Annotated in this window: 14 protein-coding genes; 8 read left to right on the forward strand and 6 right to left on the reverse strand. The window is 57.4% G+C overall.

What is annotated here, in order from left to right:
- Positions 1-24 precede the first annotated feature (24 nt).
- From AACY25_RS17005 to AACY25_RS17025, 5 genes are all read left to right on the forward strand, one after another.
- Complete coding sequence (locus tag AACY25_RS17005; protein WP_339526112.1) at positions 25-321, forward strand: hypothetical protein; 297 nt, start codon at positions 25-27, stop codon at positions 319-321.
- Positions 322-337: 16 nt separating this feature from the next.
- Positions 338-1,645, forward strand: a complete 1,308-nt coding sequence (locus tag AACY25_RS17010; RefSeq protein WP_339526298.1) for a DUF1329 domain-containing protein — start codon at positions 338-340, stop codon at positions 1,643-1,645.
- A 78-nt stretch (positions 1,646-1,723) separates the two neighbouring features.
- Positions 1,724-2,743 (forward strand): NADP-dependent oxidoreductase, encoded by a 1,020-nt coding sequence (locus AACY25_RS17015; RefSeq protein ID WP_339526114.1) that lies wholly within the window; start codon positions 1,724-1,726, stop codon positions 2,741-2,743.
- An 85-nt stretch (positions 2,744-2,828) separates the two neighbouring features.
- Entirely contained in the window at positions 2,829-3,620 is a 792-nt protein-coding gene (locus AACY25_RS17020) for an SDR family NAD(P)-dependent oxidoreductase (RefSeq protein ID WP_339526115.1), read from the forward strand.
- A 674-nt stretch (positions 3,621-4,294) separates the two neighbouring features.
- Positions 4,295-7,426 (forward strand): KAP family NTPase, encoded by a 3,132-nt coding sequence (locus tag AACY25_RS17025; protein WP_339526117.1) that lies wholly within the window; start codon positions 4,295-4,297, stop codon positions 7,424-7,426.
- A 92-nt stretch (positions 7,427-7,518) separates the two neighbouring features.
- Here AACY25_RS17025 and AACY25_RS17030 read toward each other — a convergent pair whose 3' ends face one another.
- The 3 genes from AACY25_RS17030 to AACY25_RS17040 all read right to left on the reverse strand — a co-directional run bounded on the left by AACY25_RS17030 (position 7,519) and on the right by AACY25_RS17040 (position 10,204).
- Complete coding sequence (locus AACY25_RS17030; protein ID WP_339526119.1) at positions 7,519-7,692, reverse strand: hypothetical protein; 174 nt, start codon at positions 7,690-7,692, stop codon at positions 7,519-7,521.
- On the reverse strand, positions 7,689-8,342 hold the full coding sequence (locus AACY25_RS17035) for a TIGR04211 family SH3 domain-containing protein (protein ID WP_339526121.1): 654 nt from the start codon (positions 8,340-8,342) through the stop codon (positions 7,689-7,691). Before AACY25_RS17035 ends, AACY25_RS17030 begins: the two co-directional genes overlap by 4 nt.
- A gap of 338 nt (positions 8,343-8,680) precedes the next feature.
- The gene (locus tag AACY25_RS17040; RefSeq protein ID WP_339526122.1) at positions 8,681-10,204 is read right to left on the reverse strand and encodes a fumarate hydratase; all 1,524 of its coding nucleotides are present in this window, start codon (positions 10,202-10,204) and stop codon (positions 8,681-8,683) included.
- Positions 10,205-10,492: 288 nt separating this feature from the next.
- On the opposite strand from AACY25_RS17040, the gene AACY25_RS17045 reads away from it, so the two are divergent.
- From AACY25_RS17045 to AACY25_RS17055, 3 genes are read left to right on the forward strand one after another with little or no spacing between them, the layout of a single operon-like run.
- Positions 10,493-11,620, forward strand: coding sequence for a GGDEF domain-containing protein (locus AACY25_RS17045; protein ID WP_339526124.1), 1,128 nt, complete (start codon positions 10,493-10,495; stop codon positions 11,618-11,620).
- On the forward strand, positions 11,613-12,554 hold the full coding sequence (locus tag AACY25_RS17050; RefSeq protein WP_339526125.1) for an iron-sulfur-binding ferredoxin reductase: 942 nt from the start codon (positions 11,613-11,615) through the stop codon (positions 12,552-12,554). Before AACY25_RS17045 ends, AACY25_RS17050 begins: the two co-directional genes overlap by 8 nt.
- Positions 12,555-12,600: 46 nt before the next feature.
- Positions 12,601-13,374: an enoyl-CoA hydratase gene (locus AACY25_RS17055; RefSeq protein WP_339526126.1), complete on the forward strand. Its 774-nt coding sequence runs from the start codon at positions 12,601-12,603 to the stop codon at positions 13,372-13,374.
- 125 nt (positions 13,375-13,499) lie between these two features.
- On the opposite strand, the gene AACY25_RS17060 is transcribed toward AACY25_RS17055, so the two are convergent.
- The 3 genes from AACY25_RS17060 to pyk form a co-directional block, all read right to left on the reverse strand.
- The gene (locus AACY25_RS17060; protein ID WP_339412788.1) at positions 13,500-14,546 is read right to left on the reverse strand and encodes a response regulator; all 1,047 of its coding nucleotides are present in this window, start codon (positions 14,544-14,546) and stop codon (positions 13,500-13,502) included.
- A gap of 2 nt (positions 14,547-14,548) precedes the next feature.
- Positions 14,549-17,839: a response regulator gene (locus AACY25_RS17065; protein WP_339526127.1), complete on the reverse strand. Its 3,291-nt coding sequence runs from the start codon at positions 17,837-17,839 to the stop codon at positions 14,549-14,551.
- Positions 17,840-18,488: 649 nt separating this feature from the next.
- Entirely contained in the window at positions 18,489-19,940 is a 1,452-nt protein-coding gene (gene pyk / locus AACY25_RS17070) for a pyruvate kinase (RefSeq protein WP_339526129.1), read from the reverse strand.

Here is a 19,940-nt window from a genome sequence, read left to right on the forward strand (position 1 = left end):
AAGCATCCCACCGAGGTCTATCTCATGATCAAGCAGCTTCTGACTGCGACGTTTTTTTTCGTCGCCGCCACTGCGCAGGCCGAACCCCACGGCAACTGCGTCACCAATGAACTGGAAGACCGCCTGATAACGGCGGATCTCGCGGTCGCCGTCGGCAATTGCCACCTGGCTCGTGCCAGTGATGCAAGCCAGGCGATATCAGCGTTTGAGTACGCCCACAGCTGGTTCCTCCAGGCGCAAGCACTTGGTTCTAGCCAGGCACGCCGGGGGCTTGATCTGGTCGAAAAGAAACTTGCGCAGGCAGGGAAGAATCATGACTAAGATCATCACGATGTCGATGTTGTTGGTCGCCATGGCTGTCAGTGCCAAGCTCGCAGCAGCGGAGCAATTTACACCGCTGGGCGCTGAGGCGGCCGGTAATGCCGACGGTTCAATTCCGGCCTGGACGGGTGGCTTCAGCCGTGGGGTGACGTGGAACGACATCAGCAAGCAGTTCGTCGATCCCTTCGCCGACGACACGGTGAAGTTCTCCATCGATGCCAGCAACCTTGAGACCTACCGGGACAACCTTACCCCCGGACAGATCGAACAACTGCGCCGCAACCCGGACGGCTATCGCCTGAATGTCTACGAGACGAGGCGTACCGCCAAATATCCCGAGTACGTTTATGCAGCTGCGCGCAAGAACGTGGAAACGGCCAAGTTGGTGCCGGGCGGAAATGGCGTGCTCGATTATCAGGGCTACTACCCCTTCCCCCATCCCAAGAGCGGGGTTGAGGTGCTGTGGAACCACTTCATGCGCTATCGCGGCGGCAGCCTGCTGCGCAGTCATACTCAGGTAATCACCCAGCCGAACGGCTCCTTCAGTGAAGTTCAGCTCGAAGACCGCGCGGCCTGGCCGGAGAACCTCACCGGCTTCGACCCGGTCAACGATGCCAACATCATGATCTTTTCGACGCAGAAGGTGACCGCACCTGCTCGCCTTGCAGGCAACATCCTGCTGGTGCAGGAAACCATCAATCAGGTCAAGGAACCGCGCTTGGCCTGGCTCTACAACGCCGGGCAGCGTCGTGTGCGGCGTGCTCCGCAGGTCGCCTATGACGGCCCCGGCACCGCTGCCGATGGCCTGCGCACTTCCGACAACTACGACATGTATACCGGTTCGCCGGATCGTTATGACTGGAAGCTGGAAGGTAAGCAGGAAATCTATATCCCCTATAACAACTACCGTCTGACCAGCCATGAGCTGACCTCGGACAAGTTGATCGAGAAGGGACACTTGAACCCGAACTACCTGCGCTATGAGAAGCATCGCGTGTGGAAGGTGGTTGGCACCCTCAAGCCGGGCATGCGCCACATCTACGCCAAGCGCGTGTTCTATGTCGATGAAGACACCTGGCAAATTGCCCTGGCCGAGCACTACGACAGCCGTGGCGTGCTGTGGCGGCTCTCTGAAGGTTTCCATGTGCAGTACGACTACGCCGATACGCCCTGGTACTCGGGGGAGGCGATCTACGATTTCACCAACGGTCGTTACCTAGTGTTTGGCCTGACCTACAACAGCGGGCAGCCCATCACCTTCGGTTTCAAGGCGAGCAAGGCGGAGTTCGGGCCGGCCGCGCTCAGGGCTCAGGGGATTCGCTGACCGAGGTCTCAGAATCGTCCAATCATTCGGTGGCGCCATCCCGCGCCACCGCTCATGTAATGAACCCAGGTGATTTCAATGAAAGCCTTCGTTATCGAGCGTTATGGAAAGCAGGAACCCCTGCGACTGGCCGACGTACCGGAGCCGATGCTTGGCGAGCAGGACGTACTGGTGCAGGTTCACGCAGCCAGCATCAACCCGCTGGATCTGAAAATTCGTAGCGGCGCGCTTAAGCGGATCTTGCCGATGCGCCTGCCGCTGGTGCTGGGCAACGACCTGGCCGGAGTGGTGATGCGTGTCGGCACCAAGGTTCAACGCTTCAAACCGGGCGATGAGGTCTATGCCCGTACCGATACCCATCGCATCGGCGCATTCGCCGAATTCATTGCGTTGGCCGAATCCAACCTTGCCCTGAAACCGACCAGCCTGACTATGGAGCAAGCTGCCTCGATCCCCTTGGTCGGGCTGACCGCGTGGCAGGCCCTGGTAGAGAAGGGCAATCTGCGCAAGGGGCAGAAAATCTTCATTCATGCCGGCTCTGGTGGCGTCGGCACCCTAGCGATTCAGCTGGCTAAGCACCTCGGTGCGAGCGTTGCGACCACTACCAGCAGCGCCAACGTTGCGCTGGTGAAAAGTCTTGGCGCAGATATCGTCATCGACTACAAAAAGGACGATTTCGCTAAGACACTGCGTGACTACGACCTAGTGCTGCACAGCCTGGGCGCCGAAGAGCTGGAGAAATCCCTGGTTGTACTTAAGCCAGGTGGTCAGCTCATCACGCTTTCCGGCCCACCCGACCCTGAGTTCGCCAGAAACGCCGGCATGCCCAAGCTGCTGCAACTGATCGTCGGGTTGCTGAGTCGCAAAATCCGCAAGAAGGCTGGGCAACACCAGGTTGGCTACTCCTTCCTGTTCATGCGCGGCAGTGGCGAGCAGCTGTCAACGTTAGGTGAGCTGATCGATAGCGGCGTCATCCAGCCGGTTATCGACAAAGTCTTTCCATTCGAGGAGACAGAGAATGCTCTGGCGTATGTCGAAGCAGGACGTGCTAGGGGCAAAGTCGTAGTGCAGGTTGTTGCTCCCGACAATCGGGTCTGAAGCAGTCAAGTCACAAGCACTGAGCGGTAGACGAATTTCTAGATCACAAATTTTGGCTGATCCGCACAAACCAAGGAGAAAACCAATGACCAACCGTCCCTCTGTTCTCATCACAGGTGCATCTTCCGGGATAGGGGCAACCTATGCAGAGCGGTTTGCTGCTCGCGGCCATGACCTTGTCCTGGTTGCGCGCGACAAGCCTCGGCTTGAAGCCCTGGCCGCTCGTCTGCGTGACGCAAACAGCGTTCGTGTGGATGTGCTGCAAGCTGATCTAACAGATGCCACCGACCTTGCCGCTGTTGAGGCGCGACTCAGCGATGATGCCAGGATTGGTATTCTCATCAACAACGCTGGCATGGGCCAGTCCGGTCGTTTCATCGACCAGACGGCTGGAACGATTGATCGCTTGATCACACTCAACATTCTTGCGCTGACTCGGCTGGCGAGTGCCATAGCCCCCCGTCTTGTGCAGGCTGGCGAAGGCGCAATTGTTAATATCGGTTCTGTAGTAGGCCTGGCACCTGAGTTTGCTATGACGATATATGGGGCGACCAAGGCTTTCGTGTTGTTTCTCTCCCAAGGACTACATCTGGAGCTCTCGCCTAAGGGGGTATACGTGCAAGCGGTGCTCCCCGCAGCCACTCGTACAGAGATATGGGAGCGTTCGGGCACCGACCTCAATTTGTTGCCACCGATGATGGAGGTGGACGAACTGGTCGATGCAGCGCTGATTGGCTTTGATCGTCGTGAGCAGGTGACCATTCCACCTCTACAGGCCGCAGAGCGGTGGGACGCTTATGACTCTATGCGCAAGGGTCTGCTTGCTGAGATCAAACAGGATCGAGCTGCAGAGCGTTATCGCACTGTGGAAGGTTAGGTACCTGCGAGCGAAGCGTTAGCGACTCTCGGGGATCGCCTTTGCTGGCCAGAGAGCCGATTCTGCAAGAATCAGCGTAAGCACATAAAAGCCGCCATCATGGCGGTTTTTATGTGCACGCTTGCATGTATTGGGACTGCAAGAAGATCGCGAAGCTAGTTGCCAGTGTCTGCTTTTGGCCGGGAGTCGCCAGTAGCAACGGGCTGGAGTCGGCCAGAAGCGGACATAGCCACCAGGCGGGGGCGCCGGTATCTCTTATGGCCGATGACCAGCCCCCAACTGTCATCCGGGAAATTATTCCAAGCCAATAATTATTGGCCTGGAATAATTCTAAATAAAGTCCCGACAGACTCAAGCTGATATCGCGTATCACCAAGGATGCGGTGGAGTTCGTATTGATAACTAGCCGCCGCTTACGAGCGGCTGCAATCGGCCAAAACCAAAAGCAGCCCGTATTTAAACCAGATTTAAAAGCGCTCGTGGTTGACACTGTGTGTGCAGTGTCATTTGTTCTGCTGCTTGCTCGAACAGGAGCAATACTTGAATGCCTACCTACAATGTCGCTCGTCGAACGGTAGATTAGGTTGATTATCACGTGTGTTTTGATAACAGGAAGACGAACGGAGCGGCTCTATCATCGAGGCTGATGGCTTATCTCCAGTGCAGCAAAAAGGGTGGTCTTCATCGTCACGACGTTCGTTCATAATGGTGCCATTTTTAGCGCCGCTATCTGGCGTTTCGCCTTTGCTGAAACGCTATTTGCTAGGCTGGTTCTCTGGCCTGCAGCAAGGGAAAATGTACTTCATGGAGGAGCGTTGATGGCCACCGCCAATCCCGCAATGAAAATGCCTGAGCTCTTGGTATTTGCCAGGTTGTTTGCCATTGGTTTTTTTGGTGCTGAGGTCTGGCGAATAGCGTTCATCCTTGGATCGAATTTCGCTCCGATGATTTCTGATTTGGCGCTATGCGCAAAAATCAGCGGAGGGGTCTTCGGTGTTCTGCTGTGCCTAATTTACGCAGAAGAAAGAGGGGCTTTTGTCACCGCGAAAAAGCTCGGAAGTAGCTTTCGACTTGATCTGCTGGTGGCACTCGGCATCGGCATCTGGGCAAATGAGCTAATTTCACCCTCGTTGAGCAAGCCTCACGCGGCAATAAAAGATGCTGATGCTCTGTGGGCGCCGGCGATTTTTGTTCTGCTGTGCGCAGTACTGCTATCGCCCATCCTTCAAAAATATTGGCCTCGACGTAAGCCAGTAGCTCCGCAGCTGTACTTCATAACCGACGATGAAATTGAAGACGAAAACCAAGATGTGTTTGCGAGTAAAGACCAGGCCAGGCTGTTTGCCGATACGGTACTCGCGAGCGGTGCACACCCTGGTCTCGTTATCGGTGTCGACGGGCCCTGGGGGGTAGGTAAGACCAGCTTCATGAACCTGGCACAGCGTCGCTGGGAACAAGCGAACGACAAGGTCATAGTTTGTCGCTTTGAACCCCTACGATATGCTTCAGAGCCTGATCTGGCAGATCGCTTGATCCGTGATCTTTCTGCCACGATTCAGGAAAAGGTTTACGCCCCAGAATTTCGTCCTGCGGTGTCCAGATACTCACGCCTCATCAAAGGCAAAGCCGACGTCTCGTTCCTCGGCTTTAAGCTATCGCTCGACCCCTCCCAAGAAACGGTCGACGAGCTGCTTGATGACATTGACGAGGTTTTAAAGCGCATCAATCGCCGTGTCATCATCGTGATTGACGATCTTGACCGCCTTGACGCCAAAACCACGAACAACGTGCTATTCGCTACGCGAAGAACCTTTCGGCTCTCTCAGGCCACTTACGTGCTTTGTTACGACACAGAAGTGCTGGCCGAGAGCAAGGACGAAGGTCCAAGGGCTCGGGAGTTTCTGGAGAAGTTCGTAACCGTAAAACTGAGCCTATTTGTCGACAGCTCGAGCATCCGGGATTTTTTACTCAGGGACTGGCAACGTGCTGAGAAACACCTCGTTTCCGTACCCGCTGAGATGATGTTTAAGCTTCGGGCGTTGTTGAGTGAGCTTGCAGGCATCCTTGACAGCCCCAAAGCGCCGAGCTATCTCCCGCTAGTAGGCGACCTTCGAAAGGTAAAGCGTTTTATCAACGCCATGCTGCTGATGCAGCTCGAAAAAAGCGACTTGGGGCGTACGGACTTCAATCATCGAGATCTAATCAATCTCATGCTATTGCACCTCAATTATCCAGGGCTGTTCAGGCAGATTTACGCCGAAGAGACTGAAGGTCGTAGCGGCTCGTTCTCCATACGGCGCGGGACCGGAAAGCAGAAATTTCAAAATTCTGAACAGTTTGCTGACATCGTGAAGGCGCAACCGGTGTCTGCTGCATTTTTGTTGGAGCAGCTGTTTTCCATCACAGAATTGAATTTTGGCGAAAATTTCAGAGTCACAGATTCCATCCAAGCGTCTCGAGCATGTTTTAACCAGGGCCAGTTCAGGAACTTGGAAAACTATCTAAAGCTCATCGTCCGATTTGCGACACCTATGCCCGAAAAGACATACGTTTTTTATCAAAATGCTATTGATCAGGTAAAAGCAGAAGAGCCCGTAACATCCATCCTGACGTCACCTAGTTTCCAATTGGAGAAAGGTGATCGCACACATAGCGAATTCTGGCAGTTCATCACCAACCAGATTTACGACCTGCCGAGGAATGCGGTTGATGACCTAATCGATACTCTTGTTGAGCATCTTCCTCAGTACACCATGTTGGGTTATGGAGATCGGGGGCTTCGAAAAAGCTCAATTTTCACGCTGTTATGGATCTTGAATCATGCTGGCTGGGGCGCTACACCTGCTCAGAGGCGATCGAACACGGCTGAAAATATCAGAGAAATTGCATGGCGAATCTTTGGTGAGCACCAGTACGCGGATCGTGGCCTCATCTATCGCTTGGCACACCCCGATCGCGGCATTCTCGGATGGAATGATCTAATGATCTTTCGTCTTCAAAGCTGCATGGATCGACAAGGACAGCTCTTTAATCTCAACTCAGCCTTGATCCTAGATCAGGACGCAAATGCTTCGACGACCGGTGCAGTTTTCGGCCTTACAACGCTATCAATGCGAAGGATGTCCCAAGAGATTTTTGCGCTGTTTAAGCGGACCTACATCGACACAGCCCGGAATTTCCACTCGGAGATCGATAACGTTCCTGAGAGTGATTTTTTGGGTAGGGCACCGTTACAAACTCAGTCACAAAAAGAAGAAGGGATTATCCCGGAGCAAGATCCTGAGCTGATTAGCCAGTTCGTCGCCGCTGAACGTTCAGGCATTAAGTCGTTTATCACCTATCAGCTCACCAATGCCCTGCCGCCTACCGGGTCAGGCATCGGGTGCGGCTTTTATGACGAAACAGGTGACGGTGAAAATCATTGCATCGCTGAGCTCATGAACGACTACATGTTTGATATTTGCTTCAACCCAACGATTTGCGAAAAAAATGCGCTGCATTTCCTCAATCACTGCCTGTCACATTTGAGCCATCCGTTCTTCTCAAACGCTGACAATCCGACCTACTACGCGACCAAATCAGAGCTCCCCAGTGGCCTTAATCCAACCCGACTGGGACTCTTCTGGGCGGAGCATGGCGAGCTAATTCGCGGCCTAGATTTACATCTATCGGACCGTCGTATCACCACAGTTGGTTATTCCTTCTCGTACAGAGAAAAACTACTCGAAGTGTTCACAGTGCTGGATGAGTTAGCCCGCGACGCTGCAGCTTTGGATGCACCGCAAGCAGATAGCCTTCCCGAATAGAGGAAAGCTCTGTTGCAGGGGGAAAGCTTCGGCTCTGTGTGGTAGCGCACTGCGGACTGAATAGGCCCTACTTCTCTAGAGACCTTCAAGACTCAAAGACGGTCTTCTATGCCAATACGGAACAGTCCGCTTTTGGCCGATTTCTGCCGTTTGCCAATGGTGAAGGAGGCGAAATCAAGCTGATTTACCGCAATTTCTAAGCACAACAAACCCGACTCCAGGCCGGTTTTGTTGTGCTGCAATATGTTGGCTTGGTCAGCGCTCAAACCCACTGATCATTCCGCTTGCGCCTTACCCGCAGCATGGTCGGCAGAATCAGCCCGGCGAGCAGTCCGCCACCGGCGATGCCGCCGCCGTAGGCCATATAGCGCATCAGCACTTGCTGATTTTCCTCGCCCAGCTGCGCTTGTAGTTCGCGCAGCTCGGAGTTGGCCCGGCTTAACTCGATGTCCAGTGTCGAGCGTGCGGTTTGCAGCTCGTCGATCAGAGTTTTGCGCGAATCCAGGGTTTCCTGCATGCCTTGCACGCGGGTCTTCCAGGTGTCGTTGATGCCTTCCAGTTCGGCGCTCAGTTCGGTCACTTTCTGTTCCAGCTGCGGCAGGCGCTCGGCTTGGCCGGGTACGTCCTGCAGGTCGCGGTTGGCAATCCATACCGCGCTGCCATTATCACCACGCACCTGGCTGTAATCGCCGGAGGTTTGCAGCAGGGTGACCTTTTGCCCGGAGACAAGGGTGCCGACGATGCGGTAGCCGTCGGTTGGGCCGCTGCGTACATAGGTATTCAGGCTGTCGCTGACCCAGCGGTTGTTATTGGTGTTTTCTTCGGCTTGGGCGCTTGCGCTTGCCAGCAGGCAGGCTGCGAAGGCTAAGTTATGCAGTGGGGCAAAGGTGGCGGGGCGGTAGCGGAATAGGGACATGGGGCAATCTTCACATGGCGATTAAACGAAACCCTAAGGCGGGTGCGATACAGGCCGGCCAGGCGCATTGCCGTGAGCAGTAAGGCGGTCGGGATGATGCGGCGCTATGCAGAGCTGCGCGCTGGGCAAATGGCCATGCAATCCACCCGGCGGGCCGACAGCAGACAGACACTGGCCGAGCGCGGGGAGTTCACTCGGCGGCGGGTTGCGGGATGGATGGTCGGTAATTTTGCTCAGGGCGTTTCGGCATGACGGCTGCTTAGCTTGGCGTTGGGTTGGCTAGCGCTAGAAACAACAAACCCGGCACGTGGCCGGGTTTGTTGGGGTTGCCGTAAGGCTTACTTGATCTCAACCGCCAGGCTGTCAGCAATCTTCTTGTTCCAGATTGCTGGGCCGGTGATATGCACCGACTCACCCTTGGTGTCGACCGCAACGGTGACGGGCATGTCTTTTACGTCGAACTCATAGATGGCTTCCATGCCCAGCTCGGCGAAGGCCACCACGCGCGATTTCTTGATCGCCTGGGCGACCAGATAAGCAGCGCCGCCAACGGCCATCAGGTACACGGCCTTGTTGTCCTTGATCGCTTCGATGGCAATCGGGCCGCGCTCGGACTTGCCGATCATGCCCAGCAGGCCGGTGCTTTCGAGGATCTGCCGGGTGAACTTGTCCATCCGCGTGGCAGTGGTCGGGCCGGCTGGGCCAACCACTTCTTCACGCACCGGATCGACCGGGCCGACGTAATAGATAAAGCGGCCTTTGAGATCGACTGGCAGCTCTTCCCCCTTGTTCAGCATATCGACCATGCGCTTGTGCGCAGCATCGCGGCCGGTGAGCATTTTGCCGTTGAGCAACACGGTTTCGCCCGGTTTCCAGCTCTGTACGTCTTCCGGGGTCAGGGTGTCGAGGTCGACGCGGCGCGCGCTCGGGCCGGCTTCCCAGACGATTTCCGGGTAGGCGGACAGATCCGGCGCTTCCAGTTCGGCCGGGCCACTGCCGTCGAGTACGAAGTGGGCGTGACGGGTGGCGGCGCAGTTGGGGATCATGCACACCGGCAAGCTGGCGGCGTGGGTCGGGTAATCCATGATCTTCACGTCGAGCACGGTGGTCAGGCCGCCCAGGCCTTGGGCACCGATGCCCAGCTGGTTGACCTTGTCGAACAGCTCCAGACGCATCTCTTCGATCTTGTTCTGCGGGCCGCGGGCTTTCAGCTCATGGATGTCGATGTGCTCCATCAGCACTTCCTTGGCCATTACTGCGGCTTTCTCGGCGGTGCCGCCGATACCGATGCCGAGCATGCCCGGTGGGCACCAGCCAGCGCCCATGGTTGGTACGGTCTTGAGTACCCAGTCGACGATCGAGTCGGACGGGTTGAGCATGGCCATCTTCGACTTGTTCTCGGAGCCGCCGCCCTTGGCCGCGACGTCCACTTCCACCTTGTCGCCAGGGACGATGCTGTAGTGGATCACGGCCGGGGTGTTGTCCTTGGTGTTCTTCCGCGCGCCGGCTGGGTCGGCGAGGATCGAGGCGCGCAGGACGTTTTCCGGCAGGTTGTAAGCGCGGCGTACGCCTTCGTTGATCATGTCGTCGACGCTCATGGTCGCGCCGGTCCAGCGCACATCCATGCCGACGCGGATAAATACGGTGACGATGCCGGTGTCCTGGCAAATCGGCCGATGACCGGTGGCGCACATGCGCGAGTTGATCAGGATCTGCGCCATGGAGTCGCGCGCGGCGGGGGACTCTTCGCGCAGGTAGGCCTCATGCATGGCCTGGATAAAATCCACGGGGTGGTAATAGGAGATGAACTGCAGGGCGTCGGCGACGCTCTGGATCAGGTCGTCTTGCTTGATCACGGTCATGCTTGGCGCTCCTTTTTGTAAAGGTAGGAGTAGGGCAGGAACTTCGAACAGCGCTGGGTCACGGCCCGGCGCAGGGCTATCAAGGTCAAAGGACAAGGCCAAAGCACAAGATAAAAAGGCGCGGCAGTATACCGTGCGCACCGTCAGGCGGACACCTGTACGGCCCCAGACCATGGTCGCTGGTCGGCCGTTTGAGCCGACTAATGACGCGGCAGTGGCCTAGGCATTATCAGAGCACAGGGGTACAGTGGCGGCTAGATGCCAGCATGGGACGGAGCCCATAAACCCATGAGCCTAAGTAGCCAGCGGGTAACCCAGCGATCTCTGCAAAGCCTGCTGCTGAAGCGTTTCGGCATGGCAGTGGCAACCTATGCGCTGACCGGGCTGTTGTGCTGGATCAGCGTGTTTGCCGGGTTATTTCATGCCTCGCCCCTAGCTGCGCTGACCATTACCGCCCTGGCCGCCCTGAGCCAGCTGGGGTTCCTCGGGTTGTTTCTGTCCCGCCTCAATCTGCGTTTAGCCGACCCCAGCCTGACCGAACCTCAGGTGTTGGTAGCGTTGGCCTGGCTGACTGTGCTGCTGGCGCTGTTCAGCGAAGGCCGCGGCAGCATGCTGGTGATCTACCTGCTGATTCTGTTATTCGGCGTGTTTCAGCTGCCGCCGCGGGTCTTCGCCCGTTGCGCGTTGTTTGCCTTCTTCGGCTTTGCCGGCCTGAACTTGTATGAAGCCTATACTCTGCAGTTGAGCGAGCCGCGTGTGGCGCTGATGCAGACGTGCGTGCTGGCGGTGGTGCTGGTTTGGTTGTGTCTGTTTGCCAGTTATGCTCAAGCCATGCGTCAGCGTATGCGCCAGCGGCGTTTTGCCCTGCAGGCGCATCAAGACACGCTGCGTGGCATGATGCGCCAGCTGGAAGACCTGGCTGCCACGGATGAGTTGACCGGCCTGTGTAACCGCCGGCACTTCCTACGGTTGGCCAGCCGTGAGCTGGAAGGGCTGCGTCATGGGCGCCAACATGGCCTGGCGCTACTCGATCTGGATCATTTCAAGCGGATCAACGATATCCACGGCCACGCCGCCGGGGATCGCGTTCTGCAAACATTCGCCGCCGTCGCCCGCGCCTGCCTGCGCGATGGTGATGTGGTAGCCCGCTACGGCGGTGAGGAATTTGTGTTGTTGTTACCCAATACCGAAGCCGATCAGTTCACCGCCTGCTGCGAGCGCCTGCGTGAGGCTTTCAGCCGCGCCGAGCCGCTGGGGGTTAAGGTGGCCAGCCTGAGCGTGTCCATCGGCATGACCCTGCTGACCGTGCACGATGATCTCGACGAAGCTCTGCAACGTGCCGACCAGGCGCTGTACCAGGCCAAACGCGACGGGCGTAACCGTTGCGCGGCGACCTGGGAGGATGTGGATGCCTGAGTTGCGGGCCGCGGGACGCAGCCTTGAGGTCGCCCCCGCCAGTAATCTGCTGGACAGCCTGCTGGCTGCCGGCATCGCCGTGCCCTATAGCTGCCGCGCCGGCAGTTGCCATGCCTGCCTGGTGCGTTGTGTGGGCGGCGAGTTGCTCGATGGCAAGCCAGAAGCCCTGGACGAGGCAAGACGTGAACAGGGCTGGCGCCTGGCCTGTCAGTGTCGGGTGGTCGAGGACGTGCAGGTCGAGGTGTTCGACCCGCTGCGCGATGCGGCCCCTGCCGTTATTCACAGTTGCGATTGGCTCAGCAACGACGTGCTGCGCCTGCGTCTGACCCCACAGCGGCCGCTGCGCTACAGCGCTGGTCAACACCTGCAACTCTGGACTGAAGACGGTATTGCCCGACCCTATTCGCTGGCCAGTCTGCCTGGCGATGATCCTTGGCTGGAATTTCATATCGACTGCCGCCAGGGCGGCGCCTTTGCCACGGAGGCGCGGGCGTTTCAACCGGGCGACAGCCTGCGCCTGGGCGAATTGCGCGGTGCGGCGTTGCACTATGACCCGGACTGGCAAACCCGCCCGCTCTGGCTGATGGCCGCTGGCACCGGGCTGGCGCCGTTGTATGGGGTGCTGCGCGAGGCGCTACGCCAGGAGCATCAGGGCGCTATCCGGGTTATTCACCTGGCCCATGATGCGCCCGCGCATTACCTGGCCGAGCCCTTACAGGCGTTGGCTGCCAGCCATCCTCAAGTAAAGGTCGAGCTGATTGTGGCGGCCGAGTTGCCGGCTGCTTTGGCCGAACTGCGCCTTGTTTCGCGGCAGACCATCGCCTTACTCTGCGGCCACCCCGACAGCGTCGAAACCTTTGCGCGCCGCCTGTATCTGGCGGGTTTGCCGCGTAGCCAGGTTTTCGCTGACGTCTTTTTGCCCCACGCGCGCTAGCCACTCAGGTTTTCAGCTCGCGGGTGGCCTGCCGTGAGGAACAATGATGAGTGAGCACCTGCTGGTTGAGCGTGAGCAAGGGTTGCTGACCCTGCGCATGCACCGCCCCGATAAGAAGAATGCCCTGACCCGCGCCATGTACAGCGGCATGGCCGAAGTGCTGGTGCAGGCCGATCAGGATACAAGCGTGCGCGCCGTGCTGATCACCGGCGGCGAGAGCTGCTTTACCAGCGGCAACGATGTTGCAGACTTTATCAAGGCGCCACCGACCGGGCTGAACAGCGAAGTGTTCCAGTTTATGCAGGCGCTGTTCGAGTTCAGCAAACCAGTGGTGGCCGCCGTCAACGGTCCTGCCGTGGGCATCGGCACCACAATGCTGCTGCACTGCGACCTGGTGTATGTCAGTCATGACGCCACGCTGAAGATGCCCTTCGTCAACCTCGGCCTGTGTCCTGAATACGGTTCCAGCCTGATTCTGCCGCGCTTGCTCGGCCACGCCCGCGCTGCCGAACTGCTGCTGTTGGGGCAAAGCTTTACCGGTGAGCAGGCCGCAGCCTGGGGCATCGCCAATCAGGCGCTGGATAGCGGCGCGGCAACCCTGGCCAAGGCCCGCGAAATGGCCCTGCGCTTTCAGCAATTGGCACCAGCGGCGGTGGCGGACAGCAAACGGCTGATGCGCGCGCCAGGACGTGAAGAGCTGCGCCGGGTCATCGAGGAGGAGGGGGCGTTGTTCGGGCAACGGCTGCGCTCGCCGGAAGCTATTGAAGCGCTGACAGCCTTTATGCAGCGGCGCACGCCGGACTTCAGCAAGTTTGCTTGAGCCGAAACATAAGCGGGCGGATCGCTACCTTGTTGAGACCGAGGTGGGGGCCACGCTGCTGTTAACTCGCGCGCGGTATTGGACGAAAGCTACGCGTTGTTGGAATGCACGAAACTCAGCGTGCCTCATGCAGGTGATTCGTGTTTTGTGGAGGTCGGCACGCTTCCAGACCCGAGAGCAGGGTTTTTCCTCTCCTTGCTCTCCCACTCCGCCTTGATCTGGAGAATCTTTGGCAGGATTGACTCGAACACCTCGATCAACCGGGGTTCGAAATGGTTTCCCGAGCCCTTTTCCAGTGCCTCCAGGACTTGTTCGATAGGCCAGGGATCTTTGTAGGGGCGTCTCATCGCCAGCGCATCGAAGACATCCGCCACCGCCACGATGCGTGCTGATTCGGGAATGGCCTCGCCCGCAAGCCCATCGGGATACCCACTGCCATCCCACTTCTCATGGTGCCGCAAGGCTATTTCTGCGGCCATCTGGAAAACCGGTGCTGCACTCTTGATAAGGATGTCGTGACCAATGCGCGGGTGTTCCTTTATCGCCAGCCACTCGGCGTCATTGAGCTTGCCTGGCTTGCGCAAAATCACATCGGGTATGCCCAGCTTGCCGGTGTCATGCATCGGCGCTGCGAGCTCCAACAACTGGCAATCCCGCTCGCTCCAGCCACTCGCCATGGCGAGCGTGCTGGCATAGGCCGCCATTCGCCAAATGTGTGCGCCGGTGTCAGTGTCTTTGAAATGTCCAGCTTCACCCAGCATGTAGATCGCATCGCGATGGCTGGTTTCCAATTGCTTTACATCGACCAACGAGAGATGTGTGCGCACACGAGCCCGCACGATGGGCGGGGAGATTGGTTTGACGATGTAGTCGACCGCTCCGGCCGCAAAGCCTGCGGTCTCGTTGCCGACTTCGGACATGGCCGTGACAAAGATGACTGGGATCGACTCGGTAACTGGGTTGGCCTTCAACTGCCGACAGATACCGTAACCATCAACCCCTGGCATTTGGATATCGAGCAGAATCAAAGAGGGACAATGCTTTTCAGCGGCTAGCAGCGCTTCTGCGCCATTGCGTGCAAACACCAGCGAATAATCCGCTTCGAGCACTTGGCGCATGGCTGCGAGATTTTGCGGTTCATCATCGACAATTAACAAAGGTCCATTGAGCATGGTTAATCCCTCAACGACAGGCCCATTTCATCCGCCAGTGCACGAATAGCTGTCTCGCCACCGCGGAAATCGAAGTTTTCGCTGGCTTCCGCGAGGGGAGCCAGGTGCTCGGGTGAAAGATGCTCAGCCAGAACGTACAGAACCGGCTCCACCATTGACGGGTTGTCCTGATCGAATGCTGTCAAAAGTTGCTGAAATAGTGACTCCAATTCTCTGCTACTCGTGGGCTCATCAAGAGCTTGCCGGCTTGCGACAGCGTTTGACTGAGCGTCAGGGGCATAGGTCTCAATCGAGTTCAACGCGCAATCCATGGCGGCGCGAAAGGCGCTTGTCGCCGTACTGGTATCTTCATCAGCATAGAGTAAGGATTCGAACTCGTTTGCTGCGGTGAAGACATCGTCGAGCGCTAGGTTTCCCGCTACTCCCTTGAGCTTGTGGAGTAGCGCTTGGGCCGTGCTGAGGTCGGCTGTTGCCAACACCTGGGCGCTGTCACCGAATTCACTCACGAACTTGCGCAAATAGCGCCGATAGGTTTCCTCGTCGCCCCACAGCGCCAGACCACGTCCGACGTTGATGCCTGGCAGCTCAGGCATTCGCCCTTGCGCCGCCTTATGTAACGACTGGGTGAGGTCGCTGGTCTGGGCTCGCCCGGTCTCGACCTTGCCCTTGGCGGCCAGGCGTCTGATCAAGTCGATCGCAGCTTCTGCATCGAAAGGCTTGGCGATGTAATCATTCATGCCAACCGCACGCGCCGCATCCCGTTGGGCTTTGAATGCGCCAGCCGTCAGCGCGATGATCGGGAGCTCCGCCAACGCGGGGTTGGCACGAATAGCACAGGTCGCCTGATAGCCATCCATGACAGGCATCTGCACGTCCATCAGCACGATATCGACTTCGCCGACGTGCGTTCCAAGCCAGTCCAAGGCTTCCTTGCCGTCGTTGGCCAGCACGACCAACGCGCCTTCTCCGGCGAAGATGCGCTGTGCGACTTCACGGTTGATCTCGCTATCGTCGACAATCAACAGGCGAACGCCCTTGAGGCGCTGGGTATTTTCGTTCTCGATTGTCGAGTCGATAATTTGCAGCCTGCGCGCCCGCGCCACGGCGTTATAGAGACTGGATGGCGTTACCGGTTTGCTCAGCACTTCTTCGATCATGTCGGCATTTGGCTGCTCGAGAAGCACCTCGCGAGAATAGGCCGTAGCCATGAGGATTATCGGTGCATGGCCGGCCTTCTGCTCGAAGTGAATGGTCTGGGCCGCGAGCAGGCCATCCATACCCGGCATTTTCCAGTCGAGCACGATGACATCGCATGGTGCCTCTTGGTCCTGCTCTGCCAGCACCTGCTCAACCGCTTCGGCGCCGGAGGAAACGACCTGCGGGTTCCAACCAAGGCCGCTCGCGGTTATCCGTAAAGCTTCACGCGCTATGGGGTTGTCATCGGCGATCAACACCTTGAGGTTTGCCATGGCTGCGGGATACAACGCGGTCGCTGGGGCTCTCTGCATCGTCAGGGTGAACCAGAACTCGCTGCCTTGGCCGGGGGCGCTGGTTAAGCCGACTTCTCCGCCCATCAATGCGACCAACCGCTGGCAAATGGATAACCCCAAGCCTGTGCCGCCAAACCTGCGAGTGGTGGAGGCATCCGCCTGGGTGAATGGTTGAAACAGTTCCCTCTGCTGTCCAGCGGAAATACCGATGCCAGTGTCGCGCACGGCGAAACGCAAGGTGACTTGCTGCTCGTCTGCCTCTACCTGTGTGATGAGAACGCTCACGACGCCGTGGTCAGTGAACTTGATAGCGTTGCCGGTGAGATTGACCAGTATCTGCTCAATACGTAATGCATCCCCCAGCAGCTGGTCGATACCCGGAGGGGGAGAGATGATCAATTCGAGGTCTTTATCCCCGGCATTGGTGCCCATGACCGTCGCGAGATTATCCAGGATGTCCGCTAACCGGAACGACGCGTGCTCGATTTCAAGGTGCCCTGACTCGATCTTCGAATAGTCCAGAATGTCATTGATGATGCCCTGCAGTGAACGGCCGGCGATGCGGATCTTATGCACCATATCGCGCGTATCTTCCGACAAATCGGCTTTTTCCAAGAGATAAGCCAGGCCAAGTACCGCATTCATGGGGGTGCGAATTTCATGGCTCATATTGGCCAGAAAATTGGCCTTGGCACGCGAAGCGGCTTCTGCCGCCTCGGCACGAACGGCTAACGCCTTATTGAGTCGTGCGATCTGAAATTGAGAGCGGATAACCCAGGCCGCGACCAAGGCCGCGATCAGAAACAACAAACCGGCGATGGGGGCCAGTGTTCGCCATATGCGCGCTTTTTCTTCATTCAGCACCGCCATGGGAACGAACGAGGCCACCCGCCAGACATATTCAGCGTCGCCGACGACCGCAACCTTTGAGCCGTAACCTCGCGGATGGAACACGCGGCGGGCCTCCTGCAGTGGGAATAGGTTGTGCCAACTCCATAGACCGTCGGCCAGCCATACCTCTCCCTGGGGCGCACTGTTTATCGCTTGCCAGGCTGCCGGATGGCGAGAGGCGAGTGTGTTCGGCTGACCCAAGACAAATCCCCATTCATCCATGGCCTCGCCGCTCTGTAACCAGTAGCCGTCAGCGTTCAGCAGCATCATGTCTGAACTGTTATCCCTGAGTATCTTCAACCAGGATTCGCCCAGGTAGTTGATGACCAGTACGCCACGACGCTTACCCGATTTGTTGAAAAGAGGAGTGGCGACACGCAGCGTGGGTTTATAGGGACGCTCTATTTGACCATTCTCGATATTCAGATCCAGGGGGGAAATATAAAGGCCGCCTGGATCTAATTTGATCGATTCAATGAAATAAGTTCGTTTCGACTTGTCTTGTAATTTATTCTGCGCTACGCGACGGGCTTGACCCTCGACAGTGTTAACACGCAGAAGCTCCTTGCCGGACTCATCGATCCAACGAATTTGGTCAATTCCGCGATTGGCATTGGTATATGCAATGATGTTTTCCGCTATGCGAGTCAGGTCTTCAGGCGTTGACGTTGTGAGGGACTCTTGCAAGCGGGGCATTCCCGTTAAATAGGAAATGTCGCCAATCAGTTCGCTTACACGATCCGAAAGTTCATCATTAATGATTTCGACCGTTTCACGCTCGTGATCGACAATGCGCTTTTCTACGTAGTGGAATTCGGTGTTTGCGATGAAAAAAACGCCGCCCCCAATCAGGGTCCACGCCATGGTGAGGAGAAGGAGAAAACTCGCTACCGGACCGCCAAGTACGCCCATATCCTTTGCTTCCTGCTTCCATTTGGATGGTCATAAAGGCAGGCAATAGCTAAAGCGATGCCTCTGCGGTGTGAGTGTAGGTTGTGAACCGAGAACCAAGGAATTGCTCTTTTACGGTGTAGTTCGCTGCAGGGCTTGCGTCAATCCCAGTCGTCTGGATGTTGATTTTTCTTCTATGTGTCGTGGATTAGTCTATGGGTTATTTTTTAACTATATGGGGTTGTTGTATTGGTAGTTGTCTTGTTGTTGTGATGCTGCCTGGTAATCCTTTTACATATATCTCCAGTGGTGTTGGGTGATAAAAGTTATTTAATTGTGCTTTGTCTATATAGAAGGTTTCCATGTTAAGTGTGTAGGTGTTTTACGGGTTAAAGTTTTATGTGCCTGTCGGCGTGATTTTTAGACGATGAGTTTTGTGGCGCGGTTCTGGTTTCTTTATCTCCACTAAAAGTTTCCGTCAACGCTTACTTAAAAATAGCGGGTTTATATTTATATATATTCTACGTCTTGGGCGTTCTAGGTCCCGTGTGGGCCCGTTAATTAGAACAGCACGGCGACGCCTCTCGGTATCACTTTCTAGATGGCAGCACTCACAGTGCAAATAAAAAGGCCGCTCGTTTGAGCGGCCTTTTCGGTGGCGCGAGGCTGGTTACACCAGCGCTTCACCGACATGCAGCAGTTTCATGGTGTTGGTGCCGCCGATCGTGTGGTAGCTGTCACCCTTGGTCAGAATCACCCAATCGCCGGCCTGCACTACGCCGCGCTTGAGCAGCTCGTCCACCGCAGCCTGACTGACTTCGGCCGGTTGCAAAGCGGCTGGGTCGAACGGCACGGTGTAGACGCCACGGAACATGGCCGCGCGGGCCTGGGTTTCGCGGTGTGGGGAGAAGGCGAAGATCGGCACCGAAGAGCGGATGCGCGACATGATTAGCGGCGTGTAGCCACTTTCGGTGAGGGCGATGATCGCTTTCACACCGGGGAAGTGATTGGCCGTGTACATGGCCGCCAGGGCGATGCTTTCGTCGCAACGCTCGAACTCGGTGCCTATGCGATGGCTGGACTTCTTGCTGGTCGGATGTTTTTCCGCGCCCAGGCAAATCCGCGCCATGGCTTGCACCGCTTCCAGCGGGTAAGCGCCAGCGGCGCTTTCTGCCGAGAGCATCACCGCATCGGTGTAGTCGAGCACGGCGTTGGCCACGTCGGAGACTTCCGCGCGGGTCGGCATCGGGTTCTGGATCATCGACTCCATCATCTGCGTCGCCGTGATCACCGCCTTGTTGTGGCGGCGCGCGTGCAGAATGATTTTCTTCTGGATGCCGCACAGCTCGGCGTCGCCGATTTCCACGCCCAGGTCGCCACGGGCAACCATTACCGCATCACTGGCGCGGATCAGGCCATCGAGGGTTTCGTCGTCGGCGACCGCTTCGGCGCGCTCGATCTTGGCCACCAGCCAGGCGGTGCCGCCGGCTTCATCACGCAGCTTGCGTGCGTAGTGCATATCGTCGGCATCGCGCGGGAAGGACACCGCCAGGTAATCCAGCTCCATCTCGGCGGCGAGCTTGATGTCGGCTTTGTCTTTCTCGGTCAGTGCCGGCGCGGTCAGGCCACCGCCACGGCGGTTGATGCCTTTGTGGTCGGACAGCGGGCCGCCGATGATCACTTCGCAGTGCAGGGCATCGCTGGTGGCGCTGACAACGCGCATCACCACGCGGCCGTCGTCGAGCAGCAGCTCGTCACCGACGCCGCAATCCTTGACCAGGTCCGGGTAGTCGATACCAACGATGTCTTGTGTACCGGCGGTCAGCGGGTGGCTGGTGGAAAAGGTGAAGCGGTCGCCGAGCTTGAGTTCGATGCGTTTGTTGGCGAATTTGGCGATGCGGATTTTCGGGCCTTGCAGGTCGCCGAGCAGGGCAACGTGGCGGCCATGCTTGGCGGCCAGCTCACGGACCAGCTTGGCGCGGGCTTTGTGCTCATCGGGCGAACCGTGGGAGAAATTCAGGCGGGCGACATCCAGGCCAGCGATGATCAGCTGTTCAAGCACTTCGGGGCTGTTGCTGGATGGGCCGAGGGTGGCGACGATTTTGGTGCGGCGAACGGTCAT

Source organism: Pseudomonas sp. EA_35y_Pfl2_R111, assembly GCF_963970955.1.
GTDB lineage: Bacteria > Pseudomonadota > Gammaproteobacteria > Pseudomonadales > Pseudomonadaceae > Aquipseudomonas.

Excerpts from the sequence above, each read along its gene's own strand:
- AACY25_RS17005 (WP_339526112.1), top strand. The coding sequence starts at position 25 with ATGATCAAGCAGCTTCTGACTGCGACGTTTTTTTTCGTCGCCGCCACT.
- AACY25_RS17010 (WP_339526298.1), top strand. The coding sequence starts at position 338 with ATGTTGTTGGTCGCCATGGCTGTCAGTGCCAAGCTCGCAGCAGCGGAG.
- AACY25_RS17015 (WP_339526114.1), top strand. The coding sequence starts at position 1,724 with ATGAAAGCCTTCGTTATCGAGCGTTATGGAAAGCAGGAACCCCTGCGA.
- AACY25_RS17020 (WP_339526115.1), top strand. The coding sequence starts at position 2,829 with ATGACCAACCGTCCCTCTGTTCTCATCACAGGTGCATCTTCCGGGATA.
- AACY25_RS17035 (WP_339526121.1), bottom strand. The coding sequence starts at position 8,342 with ATGTCCCTATTCCGCTACCGCCCCGCCACCTTTGCCCCACTGCATAAC.
- AACY25_RS17040 (WP_339526122.1), bottom strand. The coding sequence starts at position 10,204 with ATGACCGTGATCAAGCAAGACGACCTGATCCAGAGCGTCGCCGACGCC.
- AACY25_RS17045 (WP_339526124.1), top strand. The coding sequence starts at position 10,493 with ATGAGCCTAAGTAGCCAGCGGGTAACCCAGCGATCTCTGCAAAGCCTG.
- AACY25_RS17050 (WP_339526125.1), top strand. The coding sequence starts at position 11,613 with ATGCCTGAGTTGCGGGCCGCGGGACGCAGCCTTGAGGTCGCCCCCGCC.
- AACY25_RS17055 (WP_339526126.1), top strand. The coding sequence starts at position 12,601 with ATGAGTGAGCACCTGCTGGTTGAGCGTGAGCAAGGGTTGCTGACCCTG.
- AACY25_RS17060 (WP_339412788.1), bottom strand. The coding sequence starts at position 14,546 with ATGCTCAATGGACCTTTGTTAATTGTCGATGATGAACCGCAAAATCTC.
- AACY25_RS17065 (WP_339526127.1), bottom strand. The coding sequence starts at position 17,839 with ATGGGCGTACTTGGCGGTCCGGTAGCGAGTTTTCTCCTTCTCCTCACC.
- pyk (WP_339526129.1), bottom strand. The coding sequence starts at position 19,940 with ATGACCGTTCGCCGCACCAAAATCGTCGCCACCCTCGGCCCATCCAGC.